The sequence below is a fragment of the Aeromonas sp. s12 genome (assembly GCF_040907925.1).
GTDB classification, from domain to species: domain Bacteria; phylum Pseudomonadota; class Gammaproteobacteria; order Enterobacterales; family Aeromonadaceae; genus Aeromonas; species Aeromonas veronii.
Genome location: NZ_JBFOCT010000035.1, coordinates 96,931 through 113,983, shown reverse-complemented (window position 1 = coordinate 113,983; position 17,053 = coordinate 96,931). Strand labels below are relative to the sequence as shown.

The window sequence follows — 17,053 nt, the reverse complement described above, 5'->3', positions numbered from 1 at the left end:
GTCTCTTGAACAAACCCGGCGTCATTATCAACACACTTTATTCTTAAGCCTTCCTGGCTGCACTCAAATTATTCTAAGTTCGGGAGGAACCTCAAAGACTACGTTCTCTTCACGGCCAGGATGCTCGGCGACCACCTTGCCTCCCAGATCCCGCAGGCGGGCGATCACGTTTTGCACCAGCACCTCGGGGGCGGATGCGCCAGCGGTGACGCCGATCGCCTTCACCCCTTCCAGCCAGCTCGCCTCAATCATCGACGCATCGTCGATAAGATAGGCTCTGGCGCCCACCTTCTCGGCCAGCTCGCGCAGACGGTTGGAGTTGGAGGAGTTGCGAGACCCCACCACCAACATGGCGTCCACCAGCCCTGCTATCTCCCGCACCGCATCCTGACGGTTCTGGGTGGCGTAGCAGATATCGTCCTTGCGCGGCCCCTGGATCTTGGGGAAGTGCTTGCGCAGCGCATCGATGACGTCAGAGGTCTCATCCACGCTCAGGGTGGTCTGGGTGACAAAGCAAAGGTCATCCGGATTCTTCACCTTGAGCTTGGCGACATCTTCCGGCGTCTCCACCAGATACATGCCGCCTTCGCGATTCTCGTACTGCCCCATGGTCCCGATCACCTCGGGGTGACCGGCGTGGCCGATGAGCACCGCCTCGGAGCCCTTGCGGCTGGCTCGATGGACTTCCATATGAACCTTGGTCACCAGCGGACAGGTGGCATCAAATACCTTGAGGGCGCGGGACTTTGCCATCTCGCGCACTGTCTTGGCCACGCCGTGAGCAGAGAAGATGACGATGCTGTCGTCCGGCACCTCGTCCAGCTCCTCGACGAAGACAGCGCCCGCATCTTTCAACTTGTTCACCACATACCGGTTATGCACCACTTCATGGCGGACATAGATGGGGGCACCGAACTTCTCCAGCGCGCTCTCGACAATACTGATGGCGCGATCGACACCGGCGCAAAAACCGCGAGGGTTAGCGAGCAGAATATCCATTAATGCACCTTCTCCTCATCATCAACGCCCAGGATCTCCACCTCGAAGGTGACGGTATGACCGGCCAGCGGATGGTTGAAATCGACCGTCACCGACATCCCGGCTACCGCCCGGATGATGCCCGGCAGCTCGCTGCCGTTAGGCTGATCGAACAGGATGATGGTGCCGACTTTTGGCTCCACATCGGCGCCAAATTTGGCCCGGTCGAGATGGTAGATGTTGTCGGGATTGGAGAGACCAAAGGCCTCTTCCGGCGCCAGCGTAAAACTCTTGCTCTCCCCTTCGCTCAGCCCCAACAGGCATTGCTCGAAGGTGGGGGTCAGGCTGCCATCGCCCATCCGCAGGCGGGCCGGTTTGCCGTGCAGCGCCGTGCTGTCGGCCACCGAACCATCTTCCAGCTTGATGGAGAAGTGGAACAGCACGCTGCTGTTAGCGGTGATCTGCTGGCTCATGCCTGCTCCTTTTTCTCACCACGGAAACCGTCCAGCACAATCATGGCGGCCCCGATAAAGATAAAGCTGTCGGCCAGATTGAATGCCGGCCAATGCGCACGCTGCCAGTAGAAGTCGAGAAAATCGACCACATGGCCCAACACCAGTCGATCAAAGACGTTGCCGAGGGCGCCGCCGATGATGAGTGAGTAGGCGATACCGCTCCAACGCTGGGCCACCGACTGCTTGCGTAGCCAGTGGATCAGCAATCCACAAATGGCAAAAGCCAGCACCGCGAAGAACCAGCGCTGCCAGCCCCCCTGATCAGCCAGGAAGCTGAATGCGGCACCCTTGTTGTAGACGTGAACCAGATTGAAGAAGGGGGTGATCTCCACCCCCGGGTAACCAAATGGCAGCAACTTGACCACGGCGAGCTTGCTCGCCTGGTCCAGTACAAAGGCCAGCACTGCCAGCCACAGCCAACGCAGGCCGCTTTTATGTTGAGTCATGTTCATCAGGCAAATTGACGAGTTTCGCCGTCACCCTCAACGTTGGTCACACAGCGACCACAGATCTCTTCGTGACCCGCGATGGTGCCCACATCTTCTACATGGTGCCAGCAGCGGTCGCACTTGGCGGCAGCAGACTGGGCCACGCTCAGCCACAGGTCATCACGCTCGGTCGCCACAGAGCCTTCCGGCGCAGTGTCAGCCGCCACAACCTTGGCTTTGGAGGTGAGCAGCACGAAGCGCAGCTCATCAGCCAGGGCATTCAGGCGTGCAGCCAGCTCCGGCTTGGCGAACAGGGTCAGCTCGGCCTGCAGGGAGCCGCCGATGCGCTTCTCACCACGAGCCACTTCCAGCGCCTTGTTCACTTCACCGCGCACGGTGAGGATCTCGGCCCAGAACTCGTCGTTGAGGGTTTCACCCGCTTCCAGCCCGAACAGGCCGTCGTACCACTCTTCGGTGAAGACGAACTCGCCGCGCTCACCCGGCAGCAGGGCCCAGATTTCATCAGCGGTGAAGCTCATGATCGGCGCCATCCAGCGCACCATGGCCTCGGCGATGTGATAGAGGGCGGTCTGGCAGGAGCGACGGGCCAAGCTGTCAGCTTTGGCGGTGTACTGACGATCCTTGATGACGTCCAGATAGAAGGAGCCCATCTCGATGGAGCAGAACTGCATCAGCTTCTGTGTCACACCGTGGAAGTTGTACTCATCGAACGCTGCCATGATCTCGGCCTGTACCGCTTTGGCACGACCCACAGCCCAGCGATCCACCACCACCATGTCGGCAGGTGCCACCATGTCGGTCGCCGGATTGAAGCCGTTCAGGTTGGCCAGCAGGAAGCGGGCAGTATTGCGAATACGACGATAAGCATCGGCAGAACGCTTGAGGATCTCGTCGGAGACAGTCATCTCGCCGGTGTAGTCAGTGCTCGCTACCCACAGACGCAGGATATCGGCACCCAGCTTGTTCATTACGTCTTGCGGGCTGACCACGTTGCCGATGGACTTGGACATCTTGCGACCCTGACCATCCACGGTGAAGCCGTGAGTCAGCACCTGGTTGTAGGGAGCCTTGTCTTTCATGGCCACGCCGATCATCAGGGAGGACATAAACCAGCCACGGTGCTGGTCAGAACCTTCCAGATACATGTCGGCTGGCTTGCCGTTGAACTCGGGACGGGCATCGACCACGGAGGCGTGGGTAGAACCGGAGTCAAACCAGACATCCAGAGTGTCAGGCACCTTGTCGTACATGTCGGCATCGGCACCCAGCAGCTCGACCTTGTCCAGATCCCACCATGCCTGAATGCCGGACTGCTCGACCCGCTTGGCCACCTCTTCCATCAGGCGCACGGATTCCGGGTGCAGTTCCTGGGTCTCTTTGTGGACGAACAGGGAGATGGGCACACCCCAAGTACGCTGACGGGAGATACACCAGTCAGGACGGTTCTCGACCATCGCCTGAATACGGTTTTTACCCCAGGCCGGTACCCAGCCGCTCTGGCCTTGCTGGGCAATGCCGTCCTTCTCGATGCGCTCGATCTCTTCCAGCGCGCGCTTGCGCAGACCCTTCTGCTCCATGCTGATGAACCACTGTGGAGTAGCACGGAAGATGATCGGGGTCTTGTGACGCCAGCAGTGCGGATAGGAGTGGTTGAACACCTTGTGATGCAGCAGGGCGCCGCGCTCGGTCAGCACTTCGATAACGGAGGCGTTGGCCTTGAACACATGCTGACCGGCAAACAGTTCGGTATCCGGCAGGTAAACACCGTTGCTGCCAACCGGGTTGGCCACTTCCAGACCGTACTTCTGACCGACCACGAAGTCTTCCTGACCGTGGCCAGGTGCGGTGTGAACGGCACCGGTACCGGCATCCAGGGTAACGTGATCACCCAGTACTACAGGCACATCGAAGCTGTAGAAGGGGTGGTTGAAGCGCAGCAGCTCGAGCGCGGCACCCTTGGCATAGCCCAGATTGTGGAATTTCTCGATACCGGCGCGGTCCATCACATCCTTGACCAGCTCTGCGGCCAGGATCAGACGCTCGGGGTGCTCACCTTCAACCTGCACCAGTGCGTAATCCAGATCGGCGTGCATGGCGATGGCGCGGTTGGCCGGCAGGGTCCACGGGGTAGTGGTCCAGATCACGGCAGAGAGTGTGCCTTTGCCGGTGTGGCCTTCGGCGCAGTCAAACTTGGCGGCAACGGCGGCCTCGTCAACGGCCTTGAAGCGCACATCGATGGAGGGGGAGTTTTTGTCGTAGTACTCCACTTCGGCTTCAGCCAAGGCGGAGCCGCAATCGGTACACCAGTGCACCGGCTTGGAGCCTTTGTGCAGGTGGCCGTTTTCAACGATCTTGGCCATGGAGCGGATGATGTTGGCTTCGGTGCCAAAATCCATGGTCAGGTAGGGGTGTTCCCAGTCGCCCAGCACACCCAGACGGATGAAGTCGGTCTTCTGCGCTTCGATCTGGGTCTTGGCGTATTTGCGGCACTCGGCGCGGAATTCGGCAGCGGAAACCTTCTCGCCCGGCTTGCCGACCATGCCTTCCACTTTCAGTTCGATAGGCAGACCGTGGCAATCCCAACCCGGCACATAGGGGGAATCGAAACCGGAGAGGCCCTTGAACTTGATGATGATGTCTTTGAGGATCTTGTTGACCGAGTGACCGATGTGAATGTTGCCGTTCGCATAGGGGGGGCCATCATGCAGAATGAAAGAAGGCTTGCCCGCTTTGGCGCGGCGAATAGCGCCGTAGAGATCCTGATCGTACCAACGTTTCAGCATGTTGGGTTCGCGCTTGGCCAGATCGCCACGCATCGGAAACTCGGTTTCCGGAAGATTCAGGGTGTGTTTATAGTCGCTCATCAGTCCTGGGTTCCCTTCTTTTCTAAAAGAGTGCTGGGTAAATTGAATTGTGGCAGCCCGAACCAGGCTCGGGCCGCCAGGGCATCTCGTTCGATCTGCTCTTTCAAGGCAGTGAAAGAGGCAAACTTCTGCTCTTCGCGCAGCTTGTGGCGAAGCAGCACCTTGACCTGCTGACCATATAGATCACCAGAAAAATCAAATAGATGTACTTCCAATCTGGCTTGTGTACCGCTCAAGGTCGGCCGTACACCCACATTGGCTACACCGGGGAAGGTCTTGCCGGAACATATCACTTCCACCGCAAACACGCCACCGACCGGGATCACCTGACGCTTGAGGGCCAGATTGGCAGTGGGAAAACCTATGGTGCGCCCCAGCTTGTCGCCGTGGGCCACCCGGCCGCTGATGGTGTAGGGACGGCCAAGCATCAGCTCCACCTCCGCCATCCTGCCCGCTTTCAAGGCCTCACGTACTAGTGTGCTGCTGACCCGCTGCCGTTCGAGCTGGAAGCTCTGGGTACTGATCACCTCGAAGCCGAAGCGATGGCCCGCCTCCTCCAGCAGGTGGAAGTCCCCTTCCCGCCCCTTGCCGAAGCGAAAATCGTCGCCGACCACCAGGTAGCGCACCCCGAGCTTCTCCACCAGCAACTGCTCGATGAAGGTCGAGGCCGCCTGCTCGGCAAAGCGGTGGCTGAAGCGCACGCAGAGCATGCGGTCGATCTGCAGACCCTTGAGCGCTTCATACTTCTCGCGCAAGCGGCTCAGGCGCGCCGGCGCCTCGCTACCGGCAAACAGCTCCAGCGGCTGCGGCTCAAACAGCATGACGCAGGCGGGCAATCCCAGCTGGGCCGCTTTCTCCTTGAGACGTGCCAATACCGCATGGTGACCCTGATGAACCCCATCAAAGTTGCCAATGGTTAATACACATCCCCGGTGACGGGGCTTGAGATTGTGAATGCCGCGAATAAGCTCCATCAGTGCCTTGTGCGTTGCTGCCATGGAAATCGGCGGATTATATATCAGGCAACAGGCAGGGTCAGCCCTCATAGCCTGATTTCAACTATCCGGGCCCAATCACGCCCCCTGCTGCGCCATGAGGCACTATCCCCATGGCGCCGCAGGATCACGGCTACTGCTGCCCCGATTTAAGGTGACGCGGCCGAATGCCCAGCAGCAGCAACACCACGGCATAGACCGCAGCCCCCAGCGACAGCAGCATGGTCAGCTGCAAACTGGCCTTGCCCATGCTCCATGCGCCCCACTGGGCCAAATCTGGCGACAGATAGGCGAGCACGCCCCCCATCAGCACGCTGGCAACCAGCAACTTGAGGCAGAACACGCCAGTATGGCGGGAGGGACGATAGACGCTCTGCTGGTACAACCCCTTGAACAGCAAGGCCGCATTCAGAGTGCCCGAGCAGGCGGTCGAGAGCGCCAACCCCACGTAACCGAGCGGGTAGATGAAAATGAGGTTGCAAACCATGTTGGCAATCATCGACATCACCCCGATCCGCACCGGCGTTTTGGTGTCCTGACGGGCGTAATAACCGGGTGCCAGCACCTTGATCAACATCAGGGAGAGCAGACCGGTAGTGGAGGCCAGCAGGCTGGCGCTCGACATGCTCACTTCATGCAGGCCGAACTCGCCGCGCATGAACAGCACTCGCAAAATGGGCTCGCGCATCACCGCAATGCCTATCATGGCGGGCAGGCCGAGCAGCATCACCATCCGCACGCCCCAATCCATGGTGCGGGAGAAGTCCGCCGGATCGGCATCCACATGCTTTTTCGCCAGCGCAGGCAGGATCACGGTACTGATGGCCACCGCAAACAGCCCGAGGGGGAACTCCAGCAGGCGATCCGAGTAGTAGAGGTAACTGATGGCACCGGTCGCGAGGAAAGAAGCCAGCATGGTATTGACCAACAGGTTGATCTGGCTGACCGATACCCCGAACAGGGCGGGGATCATCAGGGTGCGGATCTTCACCACCCCAGGGTGATTCCATCCCCACTTGGGCCATACCAGCATGTTGATTTGGCGCAAAAAGGGGTACTGGAACAGAAACTGCACCAAACCGCCCAAAAAGACACCAATCGCCAGCGAGATCTCAGGTTTGTCCATCAGCGGCGCAATCCACCAGGCCGCCGCAATCATGGTGATGTTGAGAAACACCGGCGTAAACGACGAGACCGCAAAGCGGCCGAAGGTATTGAGGATGGCCCCCGCCATGGCGGTAAAGGTGATAAACCAGAGGTAAGGGAAGGTGATCTTGAGCATCAGACTGGCGAGCTCGAACTTCTCGGCCGCAGGGCCGCCGTGCAGCCAGTCCCAGAACCAGCCCCAGCCAAACAGCGCGGTCAGCACACCAGACCCCAGCACCCCGAGCAGGGTGACCACAGTTACTATCCCCCCCAGCGTGCCCGCAACCGCCGCCAGCAATTCACGCACTTCCCCCTCGTCGCCATTTTTCTTGTACTCCGTCATCACGGGAACAAAGGCCTGGTTGAAGGCACCTTCGGCGAACAGGCGACGCAGAAAGTTGGGAATGCGATTGGCAAAAAAGAAGACGTCGGCGGCCACCCCGGCACCGAGCAGATTTGCGATGACCACATCGCGAACCAAGCCCATTACGCGGGATGCCAGCGTCATTCCGGACACTATCATGCCGGATTTGATCAATTTCTTACTCAAGACGAGGCCTCTGGAACTGTCAGAATGAAAAGAATGCTGCTAGAATCGGCCGACAGTTTAACCGTCTCCCTACTGACACACCACCGGGAGGCGGTGTTTATTTGCACAAATCATTTGACAATATGTGGTTGGAAGGGCATATTTCCGGGCCTTTTCAATACACTCGCTAAGACAGTTTTAGGAGTTTTACCTTGGCTAACATCAAATCTGCTAAGAAGCGCGCTCTTCAGTCAGAAAAACGCCGTCAGCACAACGCCAGCCGTCGTTCCATGACCCGTACCTACCTGAAGAAAGTCATTGCTGCTATCGCCTCTGGCGACAAAGCTGCTGCGACTGCCGCTTTCGCTGTTGCTCAGCCGATCATGGATCGTATGGCGACCAAAGGCCTGATCCACAAGAACAAAGCTGCTCGTCACAAGAGCCGCCTGTCTGCCCAGATCAAAGCTATGGCTTAATCAGCTTCTGCTGATCAAAGCTGAAAAAACCGGCCTTAGTGCCGGTTTTTTATTTATCTGCGCTGCAATAAAGTCGATGCAGCAAACTGATCATTTCACGCACCTCATGGCTGCGCAGTGAATAGTAGACCGTCTGGGCCTCTTTACGCGTCGTCACCAGCTCATCCCGCCGCAGCAGCGCAAGATGCTGTGACAAGGCCGACTGACTCAATCCCAATCGCTCGTTGAGCTCCCCCACTGACAGTTCGCGCTCCAGCAACTGGCACAGAATAAACAGCCGCCGCTCGTTGGCCAGCGCCTTGAGCAAGGCCACCGCTTTACTCGCATTGGCTTCCATCTCTTCAAGTTGCATCACATCTCTCCTCTACCACTGATCGCCGATGATACGTGGTGACGGGTCGTTTTAAAACGACAGGGTGGCCGGCTGGATAGCGGAGAAGTTCTCCTGGCCGGAAAAGAGAAAGGTAAAATCGCTCTCGCAGACCCGCTTCACCGCCGGATGCTGGATCATCCGCTCGGCGAAGATGACGTAATACTCCTCCATCAGATCCTGGGTTTCCCCGATCAGCATCACCCCCTCCCCCTCAAGGATCTCCTCCCGATAGATAGTAGGAGCCATGAAGATGCCCTGATTGAAGAAGCCAAACGCCTTCATCAAGGCGGCATCATCAAACTCGCCAAGAATGCTGGGGGAGACCCCCTGCTGCTCGAACCACTGGGTCAGCTGACGCCCCATGGCGGTACGACGACCGGGTATCAGCAGCTTGCGCTCCTCCAGACAGGCGGGAAAGGGCTTTTCGGGCAATGGCGCCTTGCAGAAGAAGCTGACGCCACAGCCGCCCAACCGCTTGGAGAGCAGCCCCGCATGCTGGCTGGAGTCCACCGGACAGTCGGAGAGGATCATATCGAGCTTATGTTCGCTCAGCTGCTCCAGCAGCAGTTCGTGGGTCGATTCGAAACAGCGCAGATGGATGGAACCATCATTGGGGATGACAGAGAGCAGCACGCGGCTGGCAAGGCGCTTGGAGAGGGCATCGGCGATGCCGACGTCGAACAGGATCTGGCTCTCCTTGCGGTAGTTGACGATATCAAGCATCTCGTAGGAGAGGCTGAACATCTTGTCGGCATAGCGAAACACCAGCTGGCCCAGCTCGGTCGCCTCAAGAGAGCGCCCCTTGCGTTTGAGCAGCTTGCCCCCGAGGCGCTGCTCCAGCAGCTTGATCTGACCGGTGACGGTTTGCGGGGTCAAAAAAAGGGCTTCCGCTGCCTGGGTAACGGAGCCCTTCTTCTGAGTCATCCAGAAATAGTAGAGATGGTTGTAGTTAAGGTGTGACATCCGATGGGGTTCCCGCTTGACGCGGACTCCGGTAGCAGCTGAGTTCAACCGCCAGAATGTCATACATGTCGCTGACCGAGTCAACCTTGTTCGCGCCAAACTGCTCCATCAGACTGGCCTTGAGGCGTGCCTTGTCCGGCATCCGGTCAGCGCAATAACGCTTGTTGGAACGCTTGACCATCTCGCCAGCCCGGCTGCTCAACGCCCGCTCGGAGAAGGTTTCGCCAAAGCGCGCCTTGGCCTGCTTGTCCCCCAGCAGCAGGGCGCTGTCTACCACCCCGTTGAGATAGGCAGAGCAGTTCGCCGAAGTGGCGTCCTGCTTGCAATCCTCCAGCCCGCCGGCCCATGCCGCGGGGCTCAACAACAGCATCAACAACCCTGTATGCAGCTTCATAGTCCCTCCGTACTCTGTTCCCCTTCACCCTTGGGAAGGGCCATGCGCAAGGCCAGATAGCCGACTACCGCCGCCATGGTGGAACCCACCAGGATCCCGAGGCGAGAGTAGCTGCCGTAATCCAGCCCACCGTGCTCGAAGGCGAGAGACGCGATAAACATCGACATGGTGAATCCGATGCCACAGAGGATGCTGACCGCAAAAATCTGCTTGAAGTTGACCCCGGGCGGCAACTGGGCGATGCCCAGCTTGACCGACAGCCAGCTGATGGTGAACACCCCGAGCGGCTTGCCGATAAACAGCCCCAGCATGATCCCCATAGGCACCGGACTCAGCAGGGAGGAGAGACCAATCCCTTCCAGCGATACCCCGGCGTTGGCAAAGGCAAACAGCGGCAGGATCAGATAGGCACTCCAGGGGTGCAGTTGATGCTCCAGATACTTGAGCGGCGAGGCGTAACGCTTGCCGTTAAGCGGAACCATAAAGCCCACCACTACACCCGCCAGGGTCGCATGGACGCCAGACTTGAGCACCGCAACCCAGAGCACCAGACCAATCAACATGTAGAAGCTGATCCTGTCTTCACCACGGCGATTCATCCAAAGCAGAGTGAGGGTTGCCAGAATACCGATGGCCAGCGCCTCAAGCGACAGCTGCTGGGTATAGAAGAGCGCGATGATGATGATGACACCCAGGTCATCCATGATGGCCAGCGCCAGCAGGAATACTTTCAGGCTCACCGGCACCCGCTTGCCAAGCAGCGCCATCACCCCGAGGGCAAAGGCGATATCGGTCGCAGCCGGGATCGCCCAGCCAGCGCGCGCCACTTCATCCGAATAGTTGAAAAAGGCGTAGATCAAGGCCGGAGCCAGCATGCCGCCCACCGCCGCAATAGCCGGGAAAGTCGCCTGAACCCGGGTCGAGAGCGCCCCTTCCAGCATTTCACGCTTCACTTCCAGACCAACCAGCAGGAAGAAGATCGCCATAAAGCCATCGTTGATCCAGAGCAGCAGCGGCTTGTTAATGTCGAGGGCCGCGATGCGCACCTGCACCGGCGTATCGAGAAACGCCTGATACCCGCCAGCCAGCGCGGTATTGGCTAAAATCATTGCCAGCATGGCAGCCATGATCAGAATAATTCCGGAGGCGGCCTCCAGCTTCAGGAACTTTTTGATTACGTCACTCATGGTTAAATTTTCCACCGTATTGCTTTGGTTTGAGTCTATCCCTTGCAACAACCAATGGAAAATCGTTTCTTGCTGCTCAATACAACGAAAAAACCGAAGGCAAAATAGAACATACCTGCTATAAGCAGGTTTTTCCTCGTCTCTGGCTACCGTCTTATTAATCAATAAAATGAATTTTCAATTATTTAACTGCATAAAAAAGGCGCCCTGAGGCGCCTTGCTATCAGATGGCGACGGGCGCCTTGATGCCGGGATGGGGGTCATAACCCTCGATCTCGAAATCCTCGAACTTGTAGTCGAAGATGGAGTCAGGTTTGCGCTTGATCACCAGGGTCGGCAGCGGGCGCGGCTCGCGGGAGAGCTGCAGAGCTGTCTGCTCCATGTGGTTGGAGTAGAGGTGCACATCACCGCCAGTCCAGACGAAGTCACCCACTTCCAGATTGCACTGCTGGGCCATCATGTGGGTCAGCAGGGCGTAGCTGGCGATGTTGAACGGCAGGCCGAGGAACACATCGCAACTGCGCTGGTAGAGCTGGCAGGAGAGCTTGCCGTCCGCCACATAGAACTGGAAGAAGGCGTGGCAGGGAGCCAGCGCCATCTTGTCAAGTTCACCCACGTTCCAGGCGGAGACTATGATGCGGCGCGAATCCGGGTTGTGCTTGATGTCATCCACCGCCTTCTGGATCTGGTCGATGACAGACCCGTCAGCGGCAGGCCAGGAGCGCCACTGAGCACCGTAAACCGGCCCCAGATCGCCATTCTCGTCGGCCCACTCATCCCAGATGCTGACGCCGTTTTCCTTCAGATAGGCGGTATTGGTATCGCCATTGAGGAACCAGAGCAGCTCGTGAATGATGGAGCGCAGGTGGCACTTCTTGGTGGTCACCAGCGGGAACCCCTCCGCCAGATTGAAGCGCATCTGATGGCCGAACAGGGAGACAGTACCGGTGCCGGTACGGTCTGACTTGACGGTGCCCTCATCGAGAATTTTCTGCATCAGGTCGAGATAAGCTCGCATTATTTCGCCTCCTTCATGGCATTACCGAACAACTGCGGACGCTTGTAGGCAGCCCAAATCATCAGGGCACCGGCGATAATCATCGGGGTGGAGAGGATCTGGCCCATGCTGATCTCCTGGAAGTAGAGACCGAGCTGGCTGTCCGGCTGGCGCACAAACTCCACCAGGAAGCGGAACAGGCCGTAGAACAGCAGGAACATGCCGGAGATGGCGCCGCGCGGCGGATTCTTGCGCCAGAACAGGTTGAGGATGATGAACAGCACCACCCCTTCCAGGGCGAACTGGTAAAGCTGGGAGGGATGACGCGGCTCGGGGCCGGCCTCCGGGAAGATGATGGCCCAGGGCACATCGGTGACCCGGCCCCACAGCTCGCCGTTGAGGAAGTTGCCGATCCGGCCGACGCCGAGACCAAACGGAATGAGCGGTGCCACAAAATCGGCCACGGTGAAGAAGTGGCGCTTGGTCTTGTGGGCAAACCAGATCATCGCGGTGATCACCCCGATCAGCCCACCGTGGAACGACATACCGCCGGTCCAAATCTTGAACAGATAGGTGGGATCCGCGAGGAAGAGATCGAAGTTGTAGAACAGCACGTAACCGACACGGCCACCGAGGATCACCCCGAGGAAACCGTAGAACAGCAGATCCGATACCTCGTTGCGGGTCCAGCCGCTGTTCGGTGCATCGGCGCGACGGCCGGCAAGCCACATGGCAAATGCGAAACCGAACAGGTACATGAGACCATACCAGCGTACCGATAGTGGTCCCAAACTGAATGCTACGGGATCAATCTGCGAGAAAACCCAATATCCATCGTGCTGCATATGCGGCCCCAGTCAAAATAAAAGCCGCATTTTCCGATCATTCGTCAGCAGGGACAAGGCATGATTATCAATCACTCTATTTCGATTTATGACCGGCTCGCAGCAAACCGCCCAAACCATGCTCCTCCAGATAGCGAGCAAACAGGCCGCGCAGCACGTGGGGATTGTCATGTTTGAGGCCATCGGCCATCAGTTCGGTCAACTCGCTCAGGGTGGATTGACGCAGCACGTACTTGATCCGGGCGATGTTGTGGGTGTTCATACTGAAGCGGCGATAGCCCATGGCCAGCAGCAGCAATACACCTACCGGATCACCGGCCAGCTCGCCACACACCGACACCGGCTTCTGGTAGCGATGGGAGGCATCAACCAGCTGTTGCAGGGCGCGGATCACCGCAGGATGGAAGGCATCATAGATGTTGGCAACCCGGGAATTGTTGCGATCTACCGCCAGCAGGTACTGGGTCAGGTCGTTACTGCCCACCGACCAGAAATCGATGAGCGGCGCCATCTCCGGCAAGATAAAGAGGGCTGAGGGCACCTCGATCATCACCCCGAGGCTGGGGTAGCGGATCACCGCATCACGGCTGGCTGCCTCTTCCGACACTTCCCGCCACGCCTGATCCAGCAGGCGACGGGAGGCCTTGATTTCGCTGACGCTGCTGATCATCGGCAGCATGATGGCCAGATTGTCCAGCCCTTCGCTGGCCCGCAGCATCGCCTTGAGCTGCACCAGAAACAGTTCGGGGTGATCCAGGGTGATCCGGATCCCCCGCCAGCCAAGGAAGGGGTTTTCCTCGACGATGGGGAAATAGGGTAACGGCTTGTCGCCGCCCACATCCAGCGTCCGCATGCAGACCGGCCGGTTGCGGTAGGTCTCCAGAATGCCGCGATAACGGGCTGTCTGCTCCCACTCTGAGGGGAAGCTCTCCTGCAGCATAAAGGGGATCTCGGTGCGATAGAGACCGACCCCGTCCGCCAGCTGGTTGAGGGAGATCTCGGTATCGGCGCTGAGACCGGCGTTGAGCAACAGGGAGACCTTGGTGCCGTCGGCGGTTTCGGATGGCAGGTTGTCGACACTGCGCACCAAGGTATCGAGCGCCCGCTCTTCGCTCAGCAGCTGACGATACTCAGTCAGAATCACCTGATTGGGTTCGATGAAGAGATCGCCGCTGTAACCATCGACAACCAGCATGCGACCGCCGATGTCGCCGAGGGGCAGATCGACCCCCATGATGGCGGCGACCCCCATGGCGCGGGCCAGAATGGCCGCATGGGAGTTAGTTCCCCCCTTGAGCGAGACCACCCCGGTCAGATACTCGCGGGGCACTTCCGCCAGAATGGTGGCTGTCACCTCGTCGGCGACCAGCACCACCGGCTCGCCGATGGAGATATGTTCCGGTTCATTCTGCACCAGTCGGCTGATCAGCCGCTGGGCAATATCCTTCACGTCGGTGGAGCGCTCCTGCAAGTAGGGATCCTTCATCCCCTTGAACTGCTCGATCAAGCGATCACTGATGAGCTTGACCGCAGAGACCGCAGTCCAGTGCTCCTTGCTCACCTTGTTGCGAATCGGCTTGATGTAGCCGGGATCGTTCAGCAGATGGAGGTAGATATCGAAAATCGCCACCGAATCCTGGCTGTAGCTCTCGCGAAAACGCAGCGCCAGACTCTCCAAGTCGTGCCGCACCTCCTCAACCGCCAGCTCCAGCCGTGCCAGCTGGCTGGCATGGTCTTCATCCTTGCGCGGGGTAATGGACGAGAGCGCCTTCCGGGGCCGCCACACCCAAGCCTTGGCCATGGCGATGCCGCTGGCACCGGCAATACCACGCAGCGGCTTGCTCCAGTCGGTCTTCTGCAACCACCCCTTGGCTTGCGCCTGGGCGATCCGCGCCGCCAGCTGGGCCGCCAGGGTGACCATGAAGGACTCTTCCCCCTCATCGAAGCGGCGGCTCTCCTTCTGCTGCACCACCAGAATGCCGACTACCTGACGCTGATGCATGATGGGAGCGCCGAGGAAGGAGCGGAACGCCTCTTCGGCAACATCGGGCAGGAATTTGAAACTGGGGTGCGCGGGGGCATCAGCCAGGTTGATCAGTTCTTCCCGCTGACCCACCAGACCAACGATACCCTGCTCGTAGGGCAGGGTCACCTTGCCGACCGCGGACGGGGCCAAGCCGTCGGTAGCCGCCAGGCGATAGCGGCGCACCTCGGGTTCCGAGACATAGACGGAGCAGCAGTCCACTGCCATGGCGTGCCGGGTCTGGCTCACCAATGCCTGCAAGGCCTGCTCGAGGGTATTGGCCTCGGCCATGCTCTCGACGATACGTCTCAGTTCCGTTAACAACTAATCTGTGCTCCTTAACGGGCGCGGTTGCGCCGCCCATCCTTCTTGTTGACCTGCACTACCGGCACTGGCATCGCCAGCGGGGCAAACTCTTTCATGACCCGGCGGTAAACCTCCCGCTTGAACGAGACGACCTGACGCACCGGATACCAGAAGCTGACCCAGCGCCAGTCGTCAAATTCGGGATGGCCATGACAACCGAACTGGATCCGCGACTCCTTGCCCGAATTCAGCTGTAACAGGAACCATTTTTGTTTTTGGCCAATACAGACCGGTGAACTGTCCCAGCGGACAAGACGTTTGGGTAAACGGTACTTTAGCCAGTTACGACTGGTGGCCATGATGGTCACATCTTCGGGCTTGAGGCCAATCTCCTCATACAGCTCTCGATACATGGCCTGCTCTGGCGTTTCACCATCATCAACCCCCCCCTGCGGAAACTGCCAGGAGTGCTGCCCATAGCGTTTAGCCCACAACACTTGTCCTTCACGGTTACAGATCACGATACCGACATTGGGACGAAATCCGTCGCCATCAATCACGTGATCACCTTATAAAGGCTGAATCTATAAGGAGATTGTTCCACATTCACTCCGTGGCAGCAAACAAGGAGTGAATCCCCTGTTTCATGAATAACTTTCGATTTCAAACATACTTATAAACAAATCCAAGGATCCGCGCCCCCAAGTTGCCCACCCAGGCTGTGCATAAAGCTGTTAGCAAACGGGTATATACAGTACTTTTTAACTGTACGCGAAAAGTGCCCCTCCGTATCACCACGCGACATGAAATATAAAAAATCATTATTTTTTATAAACTTGAGATAAGACAACTGGATCTAGATCCATGTTCCCCCAAGAGTCAGATCCATGATCCGGATTGTGAACAAGTTCAACTGCTCAAAGATCCACCGCGGCGAAATTATCCACAGGAGTGGCACAATATCTACCCCGTTTACCCTGTAAAAATGGGGTGGCATTCACAATTTTTTGTAACATATCAGCGACTCCAATCACTTTCATCCACTTATCCAAGATTTCTGTGGATAACTGTGTGTAACATCATGCACAAACCCTTGGACAACTATTTCGAGGTCAAAGCAGACCTGGCTTACTGCTCGATAAAACAGACAAAATCCTTTAAAATCATAATGATGAACTGATAGCCCCCAAATTCTCTGCATTTGATCTTATCCACTCAGGATCGGTTATAAAAACAGCGATCCTTCTCGGGATCCTCCCCTGTTAGAATATGGCGAGCAAGATGGAGCCAACTATGCCAAGCAATCCCCAATCCGAGCAGGAGTTATTGAGCCGCGCCTATGCCATGGCCGGCTTCACGCTGGCGCAGCTGGCCGCCGAGGCTGGTGTTGCGGTGCCCAAAGACCTGCGCCGTGACAAGGGGTGGGTCGGTCAGTTGATCGAGCTGCAACTGGGAGCCAGCGCAGGGAGCAAGCCGGAGCAGGACTTCCCGGAGCTGGGGATCGAACTCAAGACGATCCCCGTGGATCCTCAAGGCAAACCGCTGGAGACCACCTTCGTCTGCGTCGCCCCGCTGATCGGCGTCAGCGGCCAGCGCTGGGAGGAGTCCAACGTACGCAACAAGCTCTCCCGGGTGCTCTGGATCCCGGTGGAAGGCAGTCGCGAGATCCCGGTTGGCGAGCGGCGAGTCGGCATGCCGCTGATGTGGAGCCCGAATGAAGAGGAAGATCGGCTACTGCGTCAGGACTGGGAGGAGCTAATGGACATGATAGTGCTGGGAGAAGTGGAGCAGATCAGCGCACGCCACGGCCAGGTGATGCAACTGCGGCCCAAGGCGGCCAACAACAAGGCGCTGACTCGCGCCATCGGCCGCGATGGTCAACCCATCATGACCCTGCCCCGCGGCTTCTATCTCAAGATCGACTTTACCCACAGTTTGCTGCAACGCTATTTTGCCTTGCCGACTTGATCTGCCTTATCAACATCTTTGTCATATGGTGGTATAAAAATAGAC

16 protein-coding genes are annotated in these 17,053 nt (G+C 58.2%); 2 read left to right on the top strand and 14 right to left on the bottom strand.

Going from position 1 to position 17,053, the window contains the following annotated elements; translation table 11 throughout:
• Positions 1-63: 63 nt before the first annotated feature.
• The 6 genes from ispH to murJ all read right to left on the bottom strand — a co-directional run bounded on the left by ispH (position 64) and on the right by murJ (position 7,497).
• A complete protein-coding gene (gene ispH / locus AB5Y67_RS17865; RefSeq protein ID WP_064338807.1) occupies positions 64-999 on the bottom strand; it encodes a 4-hydroxy-3-methylbut-2-enyl diphosphate reductase in 936 nt (311 codons plus the stop codon).
• Positions 999-1,451: an FKBP-type peptidyl-prolyl cis-trans isomerase gene (gene fkpB / locus AB5Y67_RS17860; protein ID WP_005341354.1), complete on the bottom strand. Its 453-nt coding sequence runs from the start codon at positions 1,449-1,451 to the stop codon at positions 999-1,001. Before fkpB ends, ispH begins: the two co-directional genes overlap by 1 nt.
• The gene (gene lspA / locus AB5Y67_RS17855) at positions 1,448-1,945 is read right to left on the bottom strand and encodes a signal peptidase II (protein ID WP_019445577.1); all 498 of its coding nucleotides are present in this window, start codon (positions 1,943-1,945) and stop codon (positions 1,448-1,450) included. Before lspA ends, fkpB begins: the two co-directional genes overlap by 4 nt.
• Complete coding sequence (gene ileS / locus AB5Y67_RS17850) at positions 1,945-4,806, bottom strand: isoleucine--tRNA ligase (RefSeq protein ID WP_199427877.1); 2,862 nt, start codon at positions 4,804-4,806, stop codon at positions 1,945-1,947. Before ileS ends, lspA begins: the two co-directional genes overlap by 1 nt.
• Positions 4,806-5,780 carry a bifunctional riboflavin kinase/FAD synthetase gene (ribF, locus tag AB5Y67_RS17845; RefSeq protein ID WP_108613522.1) on the bottom strand — a complete coding sequence of 325 codons (975 nt, stop codon included), beginning with the start codon at positions 5,778-5,780 and terminating at the stop codon, positions 4,806-4,808. The genes ileS and ribF overlap by 1 nt, the downstream gene beginning before the upstream one ends.
• A 154-nt stretch (positions 5,781-5,934) precedes the next feature.
• On the bottom strand, positions 5,935-7,497 hold the full coding sequence (gene murJ, locus AB5Y67_RS17840; RefSeq protein ID WP_005348927.1) for a murein biosynthesis integral membrane protein MurJ: 1,563 nt from the start codon (positions 7,495-7,497) through the stop codon (positions 5,935-5,937).
• A 191-nt stretch (positions 7,498-7,688) separates the two neighbouring features.
• Here murJ and rpsT point away from each other — a divergent pair, with 191 nt between their 5' ends.
• Positions 7,689-7,952 (top strand): 30S ribosomal protein S20, encoded by a 264-nt coding sequence (gene rpsT, locus AB5Y67_RS17835; RefSeq protein WP_005308808.1) that lies wholly within the window; start codon positions 7,689-7,691, stop codon positions 7,950-7,952.
• A gap of 49 nt (positions 7,953-8,001) precedes the next feature.
• Here rpsT and AB5Y67_RS17830 read toward each other — a convergent pair whose 3' ends face one another.
• From AB5Y67_RS17830 to rppH, 8 genes are all read right to left on the bottom strand, one after another.
• Positions 8,002-8,304 (bottom strand): metalloregulator ArsR/SmtB family transcription factor, encoded by a 303-nt coding sequence (locus AB5Y67_RS17830; RefSeq protein WP_013724128.1) that lies wholly within the window; start codon positions 8,302-8,304, stop codon positions 8,002-8,004.
• Between the two features lie 51 nt (positions 8,305-8,355).
• Positions 8,356-9,288 (bottom strand): transcriptional activator NhaR, encoded by a 933-nt coding sequence (gene nhaR, locus AB5Y67_RS17825; protein WP_005340434.1) that lies wholly within the window; start codon positions 9,286-9,288, stop codon positions 8,356-8,358.
• A complete protein-coding gene (locus AB5Y67_RS17820; RefSeq protein WP_005348920.1) occupies positions 9,275-9,682 on the bottom strand; it encodes a hypothetical protein in 408 nt (135 codons plus the stop codon). The genes nhaR and AB5Y67_RS17820 overlap by 14 nt, the downstream gene beginning before the upstream one ends.
• The gene (gene nhaA / locus AB5Y67_RS17815; protein ID WP_150390236.1) at positions 9,679-10,869 is read right to left on the bottom strand and encodes a Na+/H+ antiporter NhaA; all 1,191 of its coding nucleotides are present in this window, start codon (positions 10,867-10,869) and stop codon (positions 9,679-9,681) included. Before nhaA ends, AB5Y67_RS17820 begins: the two co-directional genes overlap by 4 nt.
• Before the next feature lie 223 nt (positions 10,870-11,092).
• Entirely contained in the window at positions 11,093-11,887 is a 795-nt protein-coding gene (gene thyA, locus AB5Y67_RS17810; protein ID WP_005340427.1) for a thymidylate synthase, read from the bottom strand.
• Positions 11,887-12,711, bottom strand: coding sequence for a prolipoprotein diacylglyceryl transferase (gene lgt, locus AB5Y67_RS17805; RefSeq protein ID WP_041201849.1), 825 nt, complete (start codon positions 12,709-12,711; stop codon positions 11,887-11,889). The genes thyA and lgt overlap by 1 nt, the downstream gene beginning before the upstream one ends.
• Before the next feature lie 76 nt (positions 12,712-12,787).
• The gene (ptsP, locus tag AB5Y67_RS17800; protein WP_150390235.1) at positions 12,788-15,058 is read right to left on the bottom strand and encodes a phosphoenolpyruvate--protein phosphotransferase; all 2,271 of its coding nucleotides are present in this window, start codon (positions 15,056-15,058) and stop codon (positions 12,788-12,790) included.
• A 14-nt stretch (positions 15,059-15,072) separates the two neighbouring features.
• Positions 15,073-15,600: an RNA pyrophosphohydrolase gene (gene rppH, locus AB5Y67_RS17795; RefSeq protein WP_005357996.1), complete on the bottom strand. Its 528-nt coding sequence runs from the start codon at positions 15,598-15,600 to the stop codon at positions 15,073-15,075.
• A gap of 733 nt (positions 15,601-16,333) precedes the next feature.
• Here rppH and mutH point away from each other — a divergent pair.
• The gene (gene mutH, locus AB5Y67_RS17790; protein WP_042084339.1) at positions 16,334-17,008 is read left to right on the top strand and encodes a DNA mismatch repair endonuclease MutH; all 675 of its coding nucleotides are present in this window, start codon (positions 16,334-16,336) and stop codon (positions 17,006-17,008) included.
• The last annotated feature ends 45 nt before the right edge of the window (positions 17,009-17,053 follow it).